This is a genomic window from Pseudomonas piscis, from assembly GCF_009380155.1.
Classification (GTDB): domain Bacteria; phylum Pseudomonadota; class Gammaproteobacteria; order Pseudomonadales; family Pseudomonadaceae; genus Aquipseudomonas; species Aquipseudomonas piscis.
Genome location: NZ_WHUV01000004.1, coordinates 269463 through 287701, shown reverse-complemented (window position 1 = coordinate 287701; position 18239 = coordinate 269463). Strand labels below are relative to the sequence as shown.

Genomic DNA, 18239 nt, shown 5'->3' with positions numbered 1-18239 from the left:
GGGATAGCCTCGTGCATCCGCTACTAGAGGCGGTACACGGCCCGCAAGGACGCGGGAGTCGCATCGGCAAAAGCGCCGCAAGCCCTGGGGGCCTTGGCGCAGCCTCGCCCGCTCGGCAGCGGTTACAGGAAAAGGATTAGAAGCTTGAGCCAGGCTGGCTCAGGAAGGCCAGTTCCTCGGCGCTGGATTCACGTCCGAGAATGGCGTTGCGGTGGGGAAAGCGCCCGAAGCGAGCGATGATCTTCTGGTGCCGTTCGGCATAGTCCAATTGGCTGGCGAAGACCGGGCGGTCTTGCTCCGGCTGCTCGTCATGCAAGGCAGCCAAGCGCGATACGGCTTCATTCTGCACCGCCAGGTGTTCGCAATGCTCGAACACCAGGTAGATGAAGCAACGCTGCATGGGCGTCAGGCGCCGATCGAAGTCTGCGGCAATACCCTGGGCCACCAGGGCCTGAGCCCGGGCGTCGCCGGAGAATGCCCCGGGGGTATCGCGGTGGATCATGCGCGGCAGCTGGTCCAGCAACAGCACCAGGGCCAGCCAGCCTTGGGGACTTTGCGTCCACTCGACCAGGCCGCCGGCCAGGGCCTGCTCCACCAGGTCACCGAAACGCTCTTGCGCCTGGCGATCCTGGCTGTCGCGCTTGCCGAACCACAAGCCACCCTTGGCAGCGACGATCTGTGCCGGCGTCTCGGCGTCGCCGAACCACCAGTCGAGCAGGGGCTGCCAGGGTGCGCTCATGAACTTACTCCTGGTGGTAGGCGGTAACCCGGGCCACTTCTTCCTTCGAGCCGAGGAACACCGCTACGCGCTGGTGCAGGCCTTCAGGCTGGATGTCGAGGATGCGCTGGTGGCCGTTGGTCGACGCGCCGCCCGCCTGTTCCACCAGGAACGACATCGGGTTGGCTTCGTACATCAGGCGCAGCTTGCCGGGTTTTTCCGGCTCGCGGCTGTCGCGTGGGTACATGAACAGGCCACCACGGGTCAGGATGCGGTGCACGTCGGCCACCATCGCGGCGACCCAGCGCATGTTGTAGTTCTTCTGCAGCGGACCGGTATCGCCGGCCAGCAGCTCGTCCACGTAGCGCTTGACCGGTGCTTCCCAGTGACGCTCGTTGGACATGTTGATGGCGAATTCCTGGGTGCTTTCAGGAATGGTGATGTTCTCGTGGGTCAGGACGAAGCTGCCCATCTCGCGGTCCAGGGTGAAGCCCTTGACGCCGTCGCCCAGGGTCAGCACCAGCATGGTCTGCGGGCCGTAGATCGCATAGCCGGCGGCCACTTGCTTGGAACCAGGCTGCAGGAAGGCCTTTTCATTCAGCGCTTCGTTCTGGCTCAGGTACTCGTTGGGGCAACGCTGTACCGAGAAGATGGTGCCGACCGGGGCGTTGATGTCGATGTTCGACGAGCCATCCAGCGGGTCGAATACCAGCAGGTAGGCACCCTTGGGGTATTTGCCGGGGATCTGGTAGGCGTTGTCCATTTCTTCGGACGCCATGCCGGCCAGGTGGCCGCCCCACTCGTTGGCCTCGAGCAGGATCTCGTTGGAGATCACGTCGAGTTTCTTCTGCACTTCGCCCTGCACGTTTTCCGTGCCCATGCTGCCCAGCACGCCGCCCAGGGCGCCCTTGGAAACGGCATGGCTGATTTCCTTGCAAGCACGCGCCACCACTTCGATCAGGAAGCGCAGATCGGCAGGAGTGTTGTTGCTGCGGGTCTGCTCAATCAAATAGCGACTCAGGGTAACGCGGGACATGGAAGGCTCCGGAAGGATGGGGGGCTTGAAAAACCCGCGCAGTTTAACGCGAGTCGAGGCGCATTTCCTCCTCTGAGACAGGGAACGGACAGATAGAGTTCAGGCGCCGGGTTCAGCGTAGTCGCAAAACCACGGGCACGGGTGGCGAGGGAGCGAACCCCCTCGCGCCGGGCTCAAGCCTTGGCTTGAGGCTTGCGCAGGAGACTGAAGGCCATCGCGCCCAGGGCCAGCACGCCCAGCAGCAGTACCGCCCACAGGCCGATCTTCTTCCAGTCCGGCCCGGGGGCTGCGGGCGCCGCGGCATCGCCAGGAGCGGATGCGCTCAGTTGTACATCACCCTCGATCCGGGCCTGGCCCAACTGCTTGAGGCGCTGCGGGCTGTAGTCGGGAATCAGGGTGGACAACGGCAGGTTGGCCGCGCTCACCCCGGGGTTGCCCAGCGCCAGGGTGTAAGGCCCATCCCCACGCGCCAGGAACACCAGCTGCGCGCCACGCACGGCGAACTCCAGGGCCGGCGCAGCCGCTCCCAGGCCACCGCCACGCTCATCCACCACCAGCTTGAGTTGCTGTACGGTCTGTCCGGGCAATTGCAGTTCGTTCTGCTGCACGTCCTGGCCGTTCTGGGTCAGGCGATACAACAGGCCGTTGCCCAGCGGCTGCCAGGGCAGGCTGCTGTCGCGGCGCCCGTAGAGCCGGGCCGGGGCCAGGCTGTTGGCCTGCTTGAGTTCGACCCGTACCCGCTCGACGTTCAGGCCCATGGGCAATTGCCAGCTGTACTCGCCCGCCTTGGCCGCAGTGCCGGCCAGCGGCTGCGACCACACCAATGGCGATGGCTGGTTGCTGGTGGTGCTGCTCTGCAACTGCGCGGCAGTCAGCGCCGGCGCCACCTGCGCAGATTTCCACAACAAGCGCAGGTAACGCGCCGACTGCCCGGGCAACGCCACTTCATGCTGCTCGACCCGCTCGTCGGCGAACGACAAACGCGCGACCTGCCCTTCGCCCCAGGCCTGCCAGTGCCGCAGGTCGTCGCTGGCCTCGATGCTGAAACGCTGGAAACCGTCATGCTCGCTGCTCCAATCCAGGACCAGCTGCTGAAGCGGTGCCTTGATCGCGCTGGCATCGAGCAACCAGCCGCGCAGTACCTGCTGCTCCGCTTGCGCCCGCGCCTCGGGTTGCACCTCCACCAGGGTGCCGTTGGTGCCCGACTGCACCCGCACGCTGGCCGGGCTGTCGCCGGCCTGGGCGGAGCTGTACAGCGGGAACCACTTCACCGCGCTGAGGCTGCGTTGCTCGCTGGCCTGGGCCTGTTGGCGGGCCAGGGCATAAGCCTGGGGCTCGCCGGCGGCATTGAATACCCGGATGTCGCGCAGGTCGGTCTGGCTGGCGCGCATCTGCACCGCCAGGGGCAGCTCCAGGCGGTACCAGGGACCCTCGCCGCTCAGGCTCAACGGCACCCGGGACTTGAAGTCCCCCGGTTGTTCCTGGGCCACGGCGGACAGCGCCACACACAGGCCCATGGCCCCCCACCAGCGCAGGTTCAGCTTCTGACTCAAGGCGACACTCCTTCATTCAACGACTTGCCGGCCTCAGGCTCGGCCTCCTCCCGCTTGGGCGGCAATGGGGCGAAATAACCCACCACCAGCAGCAACGCCCCGACCCCGATGAACGAGACGATCCGCGCCAGGCCGCCACGGTTGCTCAGCTCCACCAGGAACAGCTTGGCCACCACCACCGCGATCAACGCCGCGCCGATCAGCCAGATCTCGCGGCGATGGCGCAGGTGACCGCCGATCATCAGGCCCAGGGCGATCAAGGTCCAGACGATGGACAGCCCGGCCTGGACCATCATCGAGGCCAGCAGGGCATCGGGATGGAACGGCACCCCGCTCCAGTGATGGGCAGCGCGCATCACCATTACGGTGAAGAAGGCGAACAGCGAGACCCCGGCCACCAACTGCGTGCCACGCTCGGCGTAGCCACTGCGAATCGCCAGCTCCAGCGCCGCGCTACGGGCCCAGACATAGACCCCGAACAGGGCGAACAGCAGCCCCAGCTCCAGCGGGTTGAGCAACGGCAGGTAGGGCAGCGGATCGGCGCGTCCGTCGCTGAACAGGTTGGCCAGCCAGAACCAGCCAAGCATCAGCGCCGCCAGGGGTAGCGCGGCATACAGGCGATACTCCCGGGAGTGGCCGGCCACCGGCCACGGCCAGTTGCGCGGCGCGGCCATCGCCACCAGGTACAGGCTCGGCAGGATCGCCCAACCCAGCCAGCGCCAAGCGTTGTACTGCTCGGACAACAGCAGCAGGCCATAACGCAACTGCAGCGCCAACACGCCAATCAACAACCAGCAACCCAGCACATGGGCGACGCTTGCCACCCGCGCCGGCAGCAGCGCAGCCAGGCGCCGCAGGCTGAAGAAATGCACGGCGAACAGCCCCGTCCAGGCCAGCCAGCCGAAATCTGCCGCCGGGTTGTAGCGGCTGGTCCAGCAAGCCATCAGCACCAGCCCGCCAGCCGGGATCAACAGGCTGCCCAGCAAGCCCAGGGACTTCCATTGCAAACGTACCGCCAGCAGTGTGGCGAGCAACACGCTGGCCGTAGCCAGCGCCAACAGCAGCGCCGGCTGCCAATGCACGGGAGCGAAACGCAATACTTCCTTGATCCAGGTGAACGCCCACCAACAGGCACCCCAGGCCAGCAGCAGATCGGCCAGGCGGCCCAGGGCCAGGGCGTCGAACGCCGAGCCATGGTTGCCCCGCTGCAGGCGCCAGGCCCCCACCAACGCCGCCAGGGCCAGCACCATCGGCGTCCAGAAGTCGCCATTGGCCAGGGGCCGCACGCCCTCGGCCAGCGCCGCGTAGAACCAGTCCGAACCGACCAGCAGGAAGGCGCTGCCGCCGATCACCTGCAACGCCAGGCCGAAGAAGAAACTCACCCGCTGCTGCAGGTACAGGCTCAACCAGATGATCAACAAGCCACTGGCAGCCCAGACGCCGCTGGCGGTGCGCCACGGCAGGACGAACAGCACCGCCAGGTTGATCAGCACCAACCCCGCCAGCAGCACCACCGACAGGCCACGCAGCAAACGCGGATCGTCGCGCACCATGGCATCGCGCGAGGCCACCAGCATGCCGCCGATCAGCGCCAGGCCGATCAGCGAGGCGCTCATCAACCCGCTCCAGCCACTGCTCAAGACCCCACCGGCATCGCCGTCCGCGCCCTTCAGGTGCAGCAGGAACAACGCGCCCCCGAGCAACTGGATGGCGAACGCACTGAACAGGAACGTCCGCGATTGCAGGCGCAAGCCGACGAACAGTGTCGCCAACCCTGCCAGGGCCCAGCTGATGGCCGTGCCCTGGGCGGCGAAGAACAGCGGCGCCAGCAGATACAGGAAGCCCAGGCCAGCCACCGCCAACAGTGGGCGGATGCCTTCTTTCAGCCAGTTCGGCAGTTGCTCCTGCGGCGTGCGCCGCAACTGGTCGAAGCTGAACAGCAGGGCGCCACCGAGCAGCAACGCCCCCAGGGGCGCACCGGACAGCAGGCTGGTACTGGCAAAGCGCAGTTCATTGAGGAAGGCCGCGGCAGAACCTGCCTGCAGCAGCAGGGCGAAGGCCTGGGCCAACGAGCGCCGCTGGCGCATGCCGAGCCAGAAGATCCCGGCGCCCTCCACCGCCCAGGCGGCGGTGGTCCAGCGTGCATCCAGACCCAGGGGAATGGCCAGGCTGGCGAAGATCACGCCCAGGGCCAGGCAGGTCTCGCCCAGCAGCAGGGCCCGGCCACCCATCAACAAGCGGGCCAGCAGCATGTACACCAGGCCCAGGGCCAGGGCGCTGAAGGACGCGGCCAGCTCCAGGTGCTGGACCAGCGCCAGTTGCAGGCCGAAGCCCACCAGCGGCGGACCGAAGAGCATGCTGCCGTCGACGTAGTCGCCCTTGCGCGCCGACCATTGCAACAGCGCCTGGCGGTCACCATCGGCGGGGGCATCGTTCAGGTCCAGCAGCTTGCGCCGGGTGAACAGCAGGCCGATGGCCAGGTACATGAGGAAGAACAGGACCAGGAACGGTTCGGTGCTCCACAACAGTTCAGGGGTGTAGGAACGCATGCCCCAGGCGAAACCGATGCCGAAGGTACCGACGAAACCGATCAGGTTGAGCAGGCGCCAGGCCTTGAACCAGGCAATGGCGAGGATGCCGGCGTTGAGCAGGGCGAAGTAGCTGAACAACGCCACGTGGCTGCCTGCGCCGGTGGAGGTGAGGATCGGCGCCGCGAACCCGCCTAGTGCCGCCGCGGCGGCCAGGCCCAGGGCATCCTGGGTGATGGCCAGGATCGCCGAGAACAGCGTCACCGCCACCAGCAGGCCCAGGGCCGCGGAAGGATCGAGCAGCGGGTGCAGACGCATGGCTGCGAACACGGTCAGGTACAGCACCGCGATCCCCGTGCCCTGGAGCATCAGCGCATAGGCACCGTTACGTCGGCGCAACCACCAGCCCAGGCCCAGCAGGCCCAGGGAACAGGCCGCGACCCCGGCATAGCGCAACTCGATGGGCACCACCACGCCTTCGGTGGCGTAGCGCAGGAGGAATGCCAAGCCGAGGAACAACAGCACCACCCCGACCCGCAGCACGGTGTTGCCACCGAACAGCCAATTGCGCGCACCGCTGATGGCGCGCTCGATCAGGTTCGGCTCGTACTCCACGGGTGCTGCCGGCGAAGGTGCCGGCTGCGGTTCGGCTTGCCGCTGCGGCTGCGAACGCCAGGCCGAGTCCGGCAGCGGCTCGCTGACGGCAGCCGGGGTGGCGGCGGGAGGCAGTTCCCAGACCAGGTCCGCGGTGGTGGGCGCCGGCTGCACGGGGAGGATCTCGTCGAGGACGAACTGCGGCGGTGCGGCCGGCTCGGGAACCGGAGCACTGGCGACCTGGACCTCGGGAGCCGGGGCGCTGCTGGCCTCGGGCTGGGCCACAGGTTCGGCCGACGAGCCGCTGCCGGCTTCCAGCAGTTCCAGACGCTGGCCCAGCCGGGACAAGTCCTGCCTGGCTTGCTGCAGCTCAAGCTGCTGGCCAGCCACCTGCTTGTGCAACAGGCCAAGACGAAAGGCCAGGCCAACCGCCAGGCCGAGGAAAGCGCCAATCAGTGCATCGCCCAAAGACTCATCGACGATCCACCCCAGCACCGCGCCCAGCAGCATGAACATCCATTGCATGTGTCGACATCCCTAAACAGTCCGGTAACGGACAGGTCCAGCTGTTGTTGTTTTACCGCTTCGGCCGCGGCCCTGCCTGTGCGGGGCCGCCATTGCCATTGGAAGCCGGGCACGAGCAACGAGGCACGGGCCGAGACAAAAACGCTGCCCAGTATATCGACAAGGCCCGGCGAACGCCGGGCCTTGCTCACAGTTCCAGCGCTTGGCCGGCGGGCTTACTCCAGGGCCTTCCAAATCTCCGTGGCGTACTCGCGAATGGTCCGGTCCGAAGAGAACCAGCCCATTCGCGCACTGTTGAGCACCGCCGAGCGCCACCATTCCTTGGAATCGTGCCAGCGCTCCTCGACCCGGGCCTGGGCATTCCAGTAGGCATCGAAGTCGGCGCAGACCAGGAACCGGTCATGGTCCACCAGCGAATCCACCAGGCCGGTGTAGCGCGACGGATCGTCCGGGGAGAACACCCCGCCACGGATCGCCTGCAGGACATCGTTGAGCCGGTGGGACGCGGCGATATCCGGCGCCGCGCTGAACTCGCCGTTGCGCTTGCGTGCCTCCACCTGCTGGGCGGTGAGGCCGAAGATGAACATGTGCTCGGCCCCGACCCGCTCGCACATCTCGACGTTGGCGCCGTCCAGGGTGCCGATGGTCAAGGCGCCGTTGAGGCCGAACTTCATGTTGCTGGTGCCCGAGGCCTCGAAACCGGCGGTGGAGATCTGCTCCGACAGGTCGGCGGCGGGAATGATGCTTTCCGCCAGGCTGACGTTGTAGTTGGGCAGGAACACCACCTTGAGCAAGCCACGCACCGTAGGGTCGTTGTTCACCGTGCGGGCGATATCGTTGGCCAGCTTGATGATCAGCTTGGCCTGGTGATAGCTGGCGGCGGCCTTGCCGGCGAAGATCTTCACCCGGGGCACCCAGTCGGTTTCCGGCTCGGCGCGGATCGCCTGGTAGAGCGCCACGGTATGCAGCAGGTTGAGCAACTGGCGCTTGTACTCGTGGATACGCTTGACCTGCACATCGAACATCGCCGCCGGGTTGACCGCGATCCCCAGGCGCTCATGGATGATTGCCGCCAGGGCCCGCTTGCTGTGCAGGCGCTGCTCGGCGAACTGCTTGCGAAACGCCGGCTTGTCGGCCAGGGGCTCGAGCGCCAGCAGCCGGTCCTCGGGGCTGTCGAGCAGCTCGGGGCCCAGGGCGTCCACCAGCATCTGGGTCAGTTGCGGGTTGGCCTGGTACAGCCAGCGGCGGAAGGTGATGCCGTTGGTCTTGTTGTTGATCCTTTCGGGGTACAGCTTGTGCAGTTCGGAGAACACCGTGCTGCGCATCAGCTGGGTATGCAGGCCGGAAACGCCATTGACGCTGTGGGAGCCGAGGAACGCCAGGTTGCCCATGCGTACCCGGCGGCCGTTGTCCTCTTCGATCAGCGATACCGCCCGCAGCACGTCGAAATCATGCAGGCCCTTGGCCCTGAGCGAATCGATGTGCTGGGCGTTGATCAGGTAGATGATCTGCATGTGCCGTGGCAGCAGGCGCTCCATCAGGCCCACCGGCCAGGTCTCCAGGGCCTCTGGCAGCAAGGTGTGGTTGGTGTAGGCCAGGGTTTCCACGGTGACCTGCCAGGCCGCATCCCAGGCGATGCCATGCAGGTCCACCAGTTGGCGCATCAGCTCGGCCACGGCGATCGACGGGTGGGTATCGTTGAGCTGGATGGCCGCATGCTCGCCGAGGCTGAGCACCGAATCGTGCATGTTCTTGTGCCGGCGCAGCAGATCCTGCAGGGACGCCGAGACGAAGAAGTATTCCTGGCGCAGGCGCAGCTCCTGGCCAGCCTCGGTGCTGTCGGCCGGGTACAGCACCCGCGAGATGCTCTCGGCCCGCGCCACTTCGGCCACGGCGCCCAAGTGGTCGCCGGCGTTGAAGCGCTCCAGGTGCAACTCCTCCATGGCCCGTGCCCGCCACAGCCGCAGGGTGTTGACGCTGGCACCGCGCCAACCCACCACCGGGGTGTCGTAGGCCACCGCCCGCACGGTTTCCGCCGGCCACCAGACCTGGCGGGTCGCGCCGCTCTCGTCGACCACGGTCTCGACACCGCCGCCGAAACCTATGGAGTAGATCACCTCGGGACGCTCGAACTCCCAGGGGTTGCCGAAGTCCAGCCAGTGCTCGGTCTGCTCCTGCTGCCAGCCGTCGACTATGGCCTGGCGGAACAACCCGTGTTCATAACGGATGCCATAGCCATGGCCGGCAATCCCCAGGGTCGACATGCTTTCCATGAAACAGGCCGCCAGGCGCCCGAGGCCGCCATTGCCCAGGGCTGCGTCGGGCTCCAGCAGGCGAATGCGCTCCAGGTCCACGCCCAGGTCCGACAGGGCTTCGCGAGCCACGTCCAGCAGCCCGAGGTTGCTCAGGCTGTCGATCAGCAAGCGGCCGATCAGGAACTCCAGGGACAGGTAGTACACCCGCTTCTGGCCCCGGCGATAGATCTGCCGGGTGTGATCCATCCAGTGATCGACCATGTGGTCCCGGGCCGCCAGGGCGATGGCTTCGAACCAGTCATGGTCGAAGGCGTGGTCCGGGTCCTTGCCGACCGCATAGGTGAGTTTGGTCAAGACGGCTTCACGAAAAGCCGCTACCTCCGTGTCGCGAACAGGGGATTCCTGAGTCATCGTTAAGACCTCTGACGAGATACACAGTGAGCATGGAATTGACTGAGCCTAGTCGGTCTGACACGAGGTGAAGGCTCTGGTTCGGCCTTGATTCAAATGACCGGGCAAAAAGCGCCGTCCCCAGCTCCAGCGGTGAAAAAGCAAGCAGAGGTCGTACCAGCACGAAATAACTGGCACATCAGTGCGAAAAATCCGACGCAAAGTTGTTCAAAAATCCAGCAGTCCCGGTATGATCGCGCGCCCCCGAAAACATGCCGGAACCCACCTTGATGAACTCCAACCTGATTGCCGCCGCGGAAATCGATCGCCTCGATACCTGGGCCAAGTACTCCGCGCCCATGTGCGGTTCCTGCATGTCCAGTTGCTGCACACTGCCAGTGGAAGTGAAGATCAAGGACCTGATCCGCATCGGCATCGTCGACGAGTTCGAGCGGGGCGAGCCGGCGAAGAACATCGCCAAGCGCCTGCAGAAGGAAGGCATCGTCGAGCGCTACAACCAGAAGTCGGAAATCTTCACCTTGCAGCGCATGAGCAACAACGACTGCCTGTATCTGGACCGCAAGAGCCGCCTGTGCACCATTTACGACAAGCGCCCCGATACCTGCCGCAACCACCCCAAGATCGGCCCGCGCCCAGGCTACTGCGCCTACAAGCCCAAGCCCCTGGAACGCCCGAGCAACACCAGCCGACGGACCCTGGAACGCTTCTGATCCCCGCCCGCCCTCTACAACTCTGCCGCCGCTGTCGTTGTAGGTACCGTCTTGGCCGGTAACGGGCAAGACGGTCCCTACTGGTTTTCTCCAGGCATAAAAAAACGCCCCCGGCCTTGCGACCGGGGGCGTTTTTCATTCAGCCAGTCTTAGTTGGACTTGGCTTTCTTGGCAGCGCGGGTACGCTCGCCTTCGTCGAGGATCTTCTTGCGCAGACGGATCGACTTAGGAGTCACTTCGCACAGCTCGTCGTCCTGGATGAATTCCAGGGCCTGCTCGAGGGTGTGGCGAACTGGTGGTACCAGGGCGATGGTCTCGTCCTTGCCGGAAGCACGCATGTTGTCGAGCTTCTTGCCTTTGGTCGGGTTCACGCCTAGGTCGTTGTCACGGCTGTTCAGGCCGATGATCTGACCGTTGTAGATCTCCTGGCCGTGCTCGACGAACAGCTTGCCGCGCGCCTGCAGGGTTTCCAGGGAGTAGGTCAGGGCCTTGCCGGTTTCAACCGATACCAGAACACCGTTCAGGCGGCCGGACATGTGGCCGGACTTCATGGTGTCGTAGCGATCGAAAATCGAGGTCAGGATGCCTGCACCGTTGGTCAGGGTCAGGAACTGGTTACGGAAACCGATCAGACCACGGGCTGGAATGTTGTATTCCAGGCGTACACGGCCCTTGCCATCCGGCGCCATGTTGGTCAGGTCGGCTTTACGCAGGCCCATCTCTTCCATGACCTTGCCCTGGGATTCTTCAGGGATGTCGATGGTCACGTTCTCGAACGGTTCCTGCTTGGTGCCGTTCACTTCGCGGATGATCACTTCCGGACGGCCTACAGCCATCTCGAAGCCTTCGCGACGCATGGTTTCGATCAGAACCGACAGGTGCAGCTCACCACGGCCGGAAACCTTGAACTTGTCGGCCGAGTCGCCTTCTTCAACGCGCAGGGCAACGTTGTACAGCAGTTCCTTGTCCAGACGCTCCTTGATGTTACGGGAGGTCACGAACTTGCCTTCTTTACCGCAGAACGGCGAATCGTTTACCTGGAAGGTCATGGAAACGGTCGGCTCGTCGACGGTCAGCGGCTTCATCGCTTCGACGTTGTTCATGTCGCACAGGGTGTCGGAGATGAACAGCTCCTCGAAACCGCTGATGCAGACGATGTCGCCGGCAGCGGCTTCTTCAACGTCCACGCGGTGCAGGCCGTGGTGACCCATCAGCTTGAGGATACGGCCGTTGCGCTTCTTGCCTTCGGTGTCGATGGCGACAACCGGGGTGTTCGGCTTGACGCGACCACGGGCGATACGGCCAACACCGATCACACCCAGGAAGCTGTTGTAGTCCAGGGCAGAGATCTGCATCTGGAACGGACCGTCACGGTCGACGCTTGGCGCAGGTACGTTGTCGACGATCGACTGGTACAGCGGGGTCATGTCTTCGGCCATGTCGGTGTGGTCCAGACCGGCGATGCCGTTCAGGGCCGAGGCGTAGACCACTTTGAAGTCCAGCTGTTCTTCGGTAGCGCCCAGGTTGTCGAACAGGTCGAAGATCTGGTCCAGAACCCAGTCAGGACGAGCGCCCGGACGGTCGACCTTGTTGATCACCACGATCGGACGCAGGCCGGCTTCGAAAGCCTTCTTGGTCACGAAACGGGTTTGCGGCATAGGGCCGTCTTGAGCGTCGACCAGCAGCAGCACGGAGTCGACCATGGACATTACGCGTTCAACTTCGCCGCCGAAGTCGGCGTGGCCGGGGGTGTCCACGATGTTGATGTGGTAGCCGTTCCAGTTGATGGCGGTGTTTTTGGCCAGGATGGTAATGCCGCGCTCTTTTTCCTGGTCGTTGGAGTCCATCACGCGCTCGTCGTTGAGCTCGTTGCGCTCCAGGGTGCCGGACTGGCGCAGGAGTTTGTCTACCAGGGTGGTCTTACCATGGTCAACGTGGGCGATGATGGCGATGTTGCGTAGATTTTCGATCACTTGTGTATCTCGATCAGAGGATTCGGTGTGCTGACCAGTGCGGGCAGCGATGGACAGTAGATTCAGGCCTTGCCGTTACAGCTTGACGGCGGCGTCGGGGGGCCGGTGACGCAAGCCACAGGCGAACAGCCCCGGGCATTTAGCTCGGTCTATAAACGCGCACATTGGCATGTCCCTCGCTGAGCAGATGGTGAGCATGCAGGCGACTCATGACGCCTTTGTCGCAATACAGCAGGTACTGGCGGTTGGGGTCCAGCTCCTTGAAACGAGCGTTCACCGCATAGAACGGCAGCGCTTGCACTTCGATCCCCGGCAGTTCCAGCGGATCGTCTTCCTGGGCATCCGGATGGCGGATGTCGATGACGATCTGGCCGGCCAGGGCTTCGTCGACTTCCTCGACCTTGAGGTCCTGGCCCAGCTCGTCGATCACGCGATCGATCGGCACCAGCTTGGCCCGCTCGATCGCTCGCTCGAGCACGGCCATGTCGAATTCTTTCTCTTCATGCTCGACGCGATGGCGCTTGGCATTGGTCTTGGGGTTCACCGAGATGACCCCGCAGTATTCCGGCATGTGCCTGGCGAAATCGGCGGTGCCGATCTGGTTGGCCAGGTCGATGATGTCCTGCTTGTGGCTGGCGATCAGCGGCCGCAGCACCAGCTTGTCGGTCACGCAGTCGATCACCGACAGGTTCGGCAGGGTCTGGCTGGAAACCTGGGAGATCGCCTCGCCGGTGACCAGCGCGTCGATGTGCAGGCGCTCGGCGATGCTCGAGGCGGCACGCAACATCATACGCTTCAAGATGACGCCCATATGACTGTCGTCGACCTTGCCGAGGATCTCGCCGAGCACTTCCTCGAACGGCACGCTGACGAACAGCACGCGCTGGGAGCTGCCGTACTTCTTCCAAATATAGTGCGCGACTTCCATCACGCCCAATTCGTGGGCACGACCGCCCAGGTTGAAGAAGCAGAAATGCCCCATCAGGCCGCGGCGCATGATCTGGTAGGCCGCCACGGTGGAGTCGAAGCCGCCGGACATCAGCACCAGGGTCTGTTCCAGGGCGCCCAGCGGGTAGCCACCGATGCCGTTGTGCTGGCTGTGGATCACGAACAACCGTTGGTCGCGAATTTCCATCCGCACTTCGATTTGCGGCTCTTTCAGGGAAATTCCCGCCGCACCGCACTGCCGGCGCAACTGGCTGCCGACGTACTTTTCCACATCCATGGAGCTGAATTCATGCTTGCCGGCACGCTTGCAGCGCACGGCGAAGATCTTCCCTTCCAGGGCGTGGCCGAAGTGCTGCTTGCACTTGGCGACGATGTCGTCGAAATCCCCCAGGGGGTATTCATCGACCTGCAGGAAATGCGCGATGCCAGGCATGCAGCGCAGGCGTTCGGTCATCTCCTTCAGGGCCTTGGGCTCGCTGACGGCGGTTTCCAGCTCGAGGTTGTCCCACACACCATTGACCACCACGGCCGGGTCCAGGTCGCGGAGCACGGCACGGATGTTCTTGGCCAGCTGACGGATGAAACGCGTCCGTACCGGGCGGCTCTTGATGGTGATTTCCGGGAAAACTTTAACGATTAGTTTCATGAAAACAGCGCGCGCTGGGCCAGCCGAAAAAGGGGGGCGCGGATTATAGCGGAAATTGCTCAAGGTTTAACCAGTTAATGTGCAGAAGGTTTTCAATGCACCAAAACGGGTCATTCGTTCGAATAAGCGCTACATTGCAGTGCGCAAAAAGCCGGCGTTCGTTGCCATGGGTCGCACAAAGCGTGGTTTTGGAGCACAAAACCCATCCCAGGGCACTGGCATGCAATTTGCTCCCTTGTGAGGCAGGTTGCCATGGCAGAGTATTCGCGCCGGCATCACCCACATTCTAAGGGCACTCCAACATCAAGCCCGAAGCCACCCCGGAGGACACTATGTCGAAGTCGGTTCAACTCATCAAAGATCATGACGTCAAGTGGATTGATCTGCGCTTCACGGACACCAAGGGCACTCAACATCACGTGACCATGCCGGCTCGTGATGCGCTGGATGAGGACTTCTTCGAAGCGGGCAAGATGTTCGATGGTTCCTCCATCGCTGGCTGGAAAGGCATCGAAGCCTCCGACATGATCCTGATGCCGGACGACGAGACCGCCGTGCTCGACCCGTTCACCGAAGAGCCGACCCTGATCCTGGTGTGCGACATCATCGAGCCTTCGAGCATGCAGGGCTACGACCGTGACCCACGGGCGATCGCCAAGCGCGCCGAAGAGCACCTGAAGGCCACCGGTATCGGCGACACCGTATTCGCAGGTCCAGAGCCTGAGTTCTTCATCTTCGACCAGGTGAAGTTCAAGTCCGACATCTCCGGCTCGATGTTCAAGATCTACTCCGAACAAGGCTCGTGGATGTCCGACCAGGACGTGGAAGGCGGCAACAAGGGCCACCGTCCAGGCATCAAGGGCGGCTACTTCCCCGTGCCACCGTTCGACCATGACCACGAAATCCGTACCTCCATGTGCAACGCACTGGAAGAAATGGGCCTGACCGTCGAAGTCCACCACCACGAAGTGGCGACTGCCGGCCAGAACGAAATCGGCGTCAAGTTCAACACCCTGGTGAAGAAGGCCGACGAAACCCAGACCCTGAAGTACGTGGTGCACAACGTGGCCGACGCCTATGGCCGCACCGCCACCTTCATGCCAAAACCGCTGTACGGCGACAACGGCTCGGGCATGCACGTACACATGTCGATCTGGAAAGACGGCAAGAACACCTTCGCTGGTGAAGGTTATGCCGGCCTGTCCGATACCGCCCTGTACTTCATCGGCGGCATCATCAAGCACGGCAAGGCCCTGAACGGCTTCACCAACCCGGCCACCAACTCCTACAAGCGCCTGGTGCCAGGCTTCGAAGCTCCAGTGATGCTGGCCTACTCGGCCCGTAACCGCTCCGCTTCGATCCGCATCCCTTACGTGTCGAGCCCCAAGGCCCGCCGTATCGAAGCACGCTTCCCGGACCCGGCTGCCAACCCGTACCTGTGCTTCGCCGCACTGCTGATGGCCGGCCTGGACGGTATCCAGAACAAGATCCACCCAGGCGATGCCGCGGACAAGAACCTGTACGACCTGCCGCCTGAAGAGGCCAAAGAGATCCCGCAAGTTTGCGGCAGCCTGAAGGAAGCCCTGGAAGAGCTGGACAAGGGCCGTGCGTTCCTGACCAAAGGCGGCGTTTTCAGCGACGACTTCATCGACGCCTACATCGCCCTGAAAAGCGAAGAAGAGATCAAGGTCCGCACCTTCGTGCACCCACTGGAATACGAGCTGTACTACAGCTGCTGATCCGGTAGCGCTCGCGCAAGCGGCGTGATCGAAAGGCCTCCTTCGGGAGGCCTTTTTCATTCCCGGCACAAACGCCCCGGGGATTTTCCGTGGGCGTCCCGCCAGCTTGCAGGCATCATGGCCAACCCATTACCCACCCGGAAGCCCGCCGATGAAATCTTCCCTGAGCCTGTTTCTCGCCCTGGCCTGCGCCCTGTCCGCCAGCCTGGCCCGGGCCGATGACAGCCCGGCCAGCCTCGCCCCACTACTGGGCAGCATCGCTGAACGCCTGACGCTCGCCGAGCAGGTGGCCTTGAGCAAATGGGACAGCCACAAGGCCGTGGAAGACCGGCCCCGGGAGCAACAGGTGATCGCCGCAGCCACGGCCCAGGCTGCCAGCCATGGCCTGGATGAAGCCATGGTGGAGCAGTTCTTCGCCGCGCAGATCGAGGCCAACAAGCTGGTGCAATACGCCAGGCTCTCGGCCTGGAACCTGCAAGGCCGGGCTCCGGACACTCCCCGCCAGGACCTGGCCGGACAGATCCGCCCGCAACTGGACCAGCTGCAAAAGCGACTGCTGCAACAACTGGCCAGCTTCGCTCCCCAGCGCAGCGACTCGCACTGCCCGCAGTGGCTGGCCCAGGCCAACCAGGCCAGCGCCGGCGAACCGCTGCGCCAGCTAGCGATGATCCGGGCCACCGCCGAATTATGTGTATTCAAAGGTTAACCACGCCCGCCCCTGCCCGGTGCGCCCCTATGCTGAGGGCTCACCAGGAGGATCCGGACCATGCGTATCGCTGCTTTATGGCTGCTGTGGATAACCCTGCTGCCGGCTGATGCGGCCCTCTATCACCCCACCGCCGGCCATTGCACCGGCAGCGACCGAGGACCCAGCGACTGGCCGCCTTCGAACAGGGCACCGGCCGCCTGCCAGACCAGCCAAAGGCAGGCCTACCGCCGCCTGCAGCTCAACGGAGTGCAGGAGCAGGGCGCGCTGCGGGCCAACAACGGCAGCTTCAGCGTCCAGGTAGACCTGCACCCGCCGCTACAGCCGTCCCATCGCCTGCGCCTGCTGCTGGATGGCGAGCCTCACGGCGCCCCTGGCCGTGGCCCGCAGTTGCATTTGTCGAACCTCGACCGCGGCCTTCATCGCCTGGCGGTGCAAGTCCTTGAGGGCGAACAAGTCCTGCAGCAAAGCGCGGAAATCAGTTTCTTCCTGCTGCGCGCCCACCGCTGAACGACTCCTGGGCCTGCACCGGTTGTTCCCGTCCGGCCAGGTGCATGCGTCGCTCATGCTCCAACAGCCAGCGTTTGCGCCATAGGCCACCGCCATAACCGGTGAGCGAGCCATCGGCGCCGATCACCCGATGGCAGGCGATGACGATGGCGATCTGGTTGGCGCCATTGGCCCGGGCCACGGCGCGCACCGCCGTCGGCGAGCCGATATCCCGCGCCAACCCGGCGTAACTGCAGGTGCTGCCCAGGGGAATGGCCCGCAGCGCCTGCCATACCGTACGGGTGAAGGCCGAGGCCTGCATCGCCAACGGTGTCTGGAAAGACACCGGCTCACCGACGAAATAACGGCGCAGTTCGGCCTCGATCTGGTCGATGGGGGCAAAACGCCCGAAGCCGATGATCGAACCACTGCTGTCCTGCAACTTGCGCAGCTCCCCCGCCAGGGCCGGGCGGTCGAAGAACTCCAGCAGATGCAGGACCTGGGCATCGGCCACGGCCAGCATCACGCCGATGGGGGTCTGCAACCAATCCACCTTGAGCAGCTCGCGCCCCCGCAAGTTCGAGGGTGGCTGGCCGACCAGCCGGCCGAAGGCCTTGCGAAAGCCGCTGTCGGAGTCGAAGCCGGCACTGATCTGGGCCTCGATCACCGGCTCACCCGATGCCAGTTGCTGCATGCCCCGGCCCATGCGCCGCAAGCGGACCATCTCCAGGAAGGTCACGCCGAAGTAGCGCTTGAAGGCACGCCGCACGGTGGACGGGTCCAAACCCAGGCGCACCAGGTCATCCTCGTACCAGCGGCGCTCGGCATCCGCGTGCAGTTGCTCGAGCAAGACCTTGACCCAGGGCTCCTGGACTCCCGCCTCGGCCAGTGGGCGGCAACGCAGGCAGGGGCGAAAACCCGCTTCGACACACCCCTTGATCGAGCCGAAGAACACCGTGTTATGGCGCTTGGGCTTGCGGGCGGCACAGGTCAGGCGGCAGAACACTCCGGTGCTTTTCACCCCGACATAGGCAAAACCTTCATAGGCCGGATCGCGATCCAGCAGTGCCTGGTACAGGGTGTCGTCGTCGGGGAGGCGAAACAGCAGGGGGGCGTGGTCCATGGTGCATCCTGGATCTTCGAGCATCGGGTCCGGCACTCTAAACCCGCGCCCGGATGGTTGCCGCTGAAAAACGGGCGTCGATTCACCATCCAGCCGAAGGATCATGCACGGACACAGATCATGCACTATATTGGTGCACAACCTTGCACCCATGGCTCATCGACCACCCATTTTGGGTCGAAAACCTTCGCCAGGGCTGGCAGCCCGCCAGGCAAGCGTCGTTCAAACGCCTGTTTCAGGGGCTCGGACGCTTCTTTTCGGAGCCTTGGTTTGGTTTTTGCATTT

General features: G+C 64.1%; 12 protein-coding genes. 4 read left to right on the top strand and 8 right to left on the bottom strand.

Features of this window, described 5'->3' with window-relative positions:
• Positions 1 to 136: 136 nt before the first annotated feature.
• The 5 genes from GDH07_RS23220 to GDH07_RS23200 form a co-directional block, all read right to left on the bottom strand.
• A complete protein-coding gene (locus GDH07_RS23220; RefSeq protein WP_022639523.1) occupies positions 137 to 739 on the bottom strand; it encodes a DUF924 family protein in 603 nt (200 codons plus the stop codon).
• A gap of 4 nt (positions 740 to 743) precedes the next feature.
• Positions 744 to 1754 (bottom strand): class 1 fructose-bisphosphatase, encoded by a 1011-nt coding sequence (locus GDH07_RS23215; RefSeq protein ID WP_022639522.1) that lies wholly within the window; start codon positions 1752 to 1754, stop codon positions 744 to 746.
• A gap of 173 nt (positions 1755 to 1927) precedes the next feature.
• Complete coding sequence (locus tag GDH07_RS23210) at positions 1928 to 3307, bottom strand: DUF3999 domain-containing protein (RefSeq protein WP_053132533.1); 1380 nt, start codon at positions 3305 to 3307, stop codon at positions 1928 to 1930.
• Positions 3304 to 6954 carry a DUF2339 domain-containing protein gene (locus GDH07_RS23205; RefSeq protein WP_152899037.1) on the bottom strand — a complete coding sequence of 1217 codons (3651 nt, stop codon included), beginning with the start codon at positions 6952 to 6954 and terminating at the stop codon, positions 3304 to 3306. The genes GDH07_RS23210 and GDH07_RS23205 overlap by 4 nt, the downstream gene beginning before the upstream one ends.
• A gap of 215 nt (positions 6955 to 7169) precedes the next feature.
• Entirely contained in the window at positions 7170 to 9620 is a 2451-nt protein-coding gene (locus GDH07_RS23200) for a glycogen/starch/alpha-glucan phosphorylase (RefSeq protein ID WP_031320094.1), read from the bottom strand.
• A 266-nt stretch (positions 9621 to 9886) separates the two neighbouring features.
• Here GDH07_RS23200 and GDH07_RS23195 point away from each other — a divergent pair, with 266 nt between their 5' ends.
• Positions 9887 to 10330, top strand: coding sequence for a YkgJ family cysteine cluster protein (locus GDH07_RS23195; protein ID WP_031320092.1), 444 nt, complete (start codon positions 9887 to 9889; stop codon positions 10328 to 10330).
• Between the two features lie 149 nt (positions 10331 to 10479).
• On the opposite strand, the gene typA is transcribed toward GDH07_RS23195, so the two are convergent.
• Positions 10480 to 12303, bottom strand: coding sequence for a translational GTPase TypA (gene typA, locus GDH07_RS23190; RefSeq protein ID WP_022639515.1), 1824 nt, complete (start codon positions 12301 to 12303; stop codon positions 10480 to 10482).
• Positions 12304 to 12442: 139 nt separating this feature from the next.
• Positions 12443 to 13897, bottom strand: a complete 1455-nt coding sequence (thiI, locus tag GDH07_RS23185; protein ID WP_053132543.1) for a tRNA uracil 4-sulfurtransferase ThiI — start codon at positions 13895 to 13897, stop codon at positions 12443 to 12445.
• A gap of 332 nt (positions 13898 to 14229) precedes the next feature.
• Between thiI and glnA the strand changes: the two genes are divergently transcribed.
• The 3 genes from glnA to GDH07_RS23165 all read left to right on the top strand — a co-directional run bounded on the left by glnA (position 14230) and on the right by GDH07_RS23165 (position 16852).
• Positions 14230 to 15636, top strand: a complete 1407-nt coding sequence (gene glnA / locus GDH07_RS23175) for a glutamate--ammonia ligase (protein WP_053132545.1) — start codon at positions 14230 to 14232, stop codon at positions 15634 to 15636.
• 151 nt (positions 15637 to 15787) lie between these two features.
• Positions 15788 to 16342 carry a chorismate mutase gene (locus GDH07_RS23170; protein ID WP_152899035.1) on the top strand — a complete coding sequence of 185 codons (555 nt, stop codon included), beginning with the start codon at positions 15788 to 15790 and terminating at the stop codon, positions 16340 to 16342.
• Positions 16343 to 16402: 60 nt separating this feature from the next.
• On the top strand, positions 16403 to 16852 hold the full coding sequence (locus GDH07_RS23165; protein ID WP_178124109.1) for a DUF4124 domain-containing protein: 450 nt from the start codon (positions 16403 to 16405) through the stop codon (positions 16850 to 16852).
• On the opposite strand, the gene GDH07_RS23160 is transcribed toward GDH07_RS23165, so the two are convergent.
• Positions 16821 to 17954 (bottom strand): bifunctional transcriptional activator/DNA repair enzyme AdaA, encoded by a 1134-nt coding sequence (locus GDH07_RS23160; protein WP_152899034.1) that lies wholly within the window; start codon positions 17952 to 17954, stop codon positions 16821 to 16823. The genes GDH07_RS23165 and GDH07_RS23160 overlap by 32 nt on opposite strands.
• Positions 17955 to 18239 lie beyond the last annotated feature (285 nt).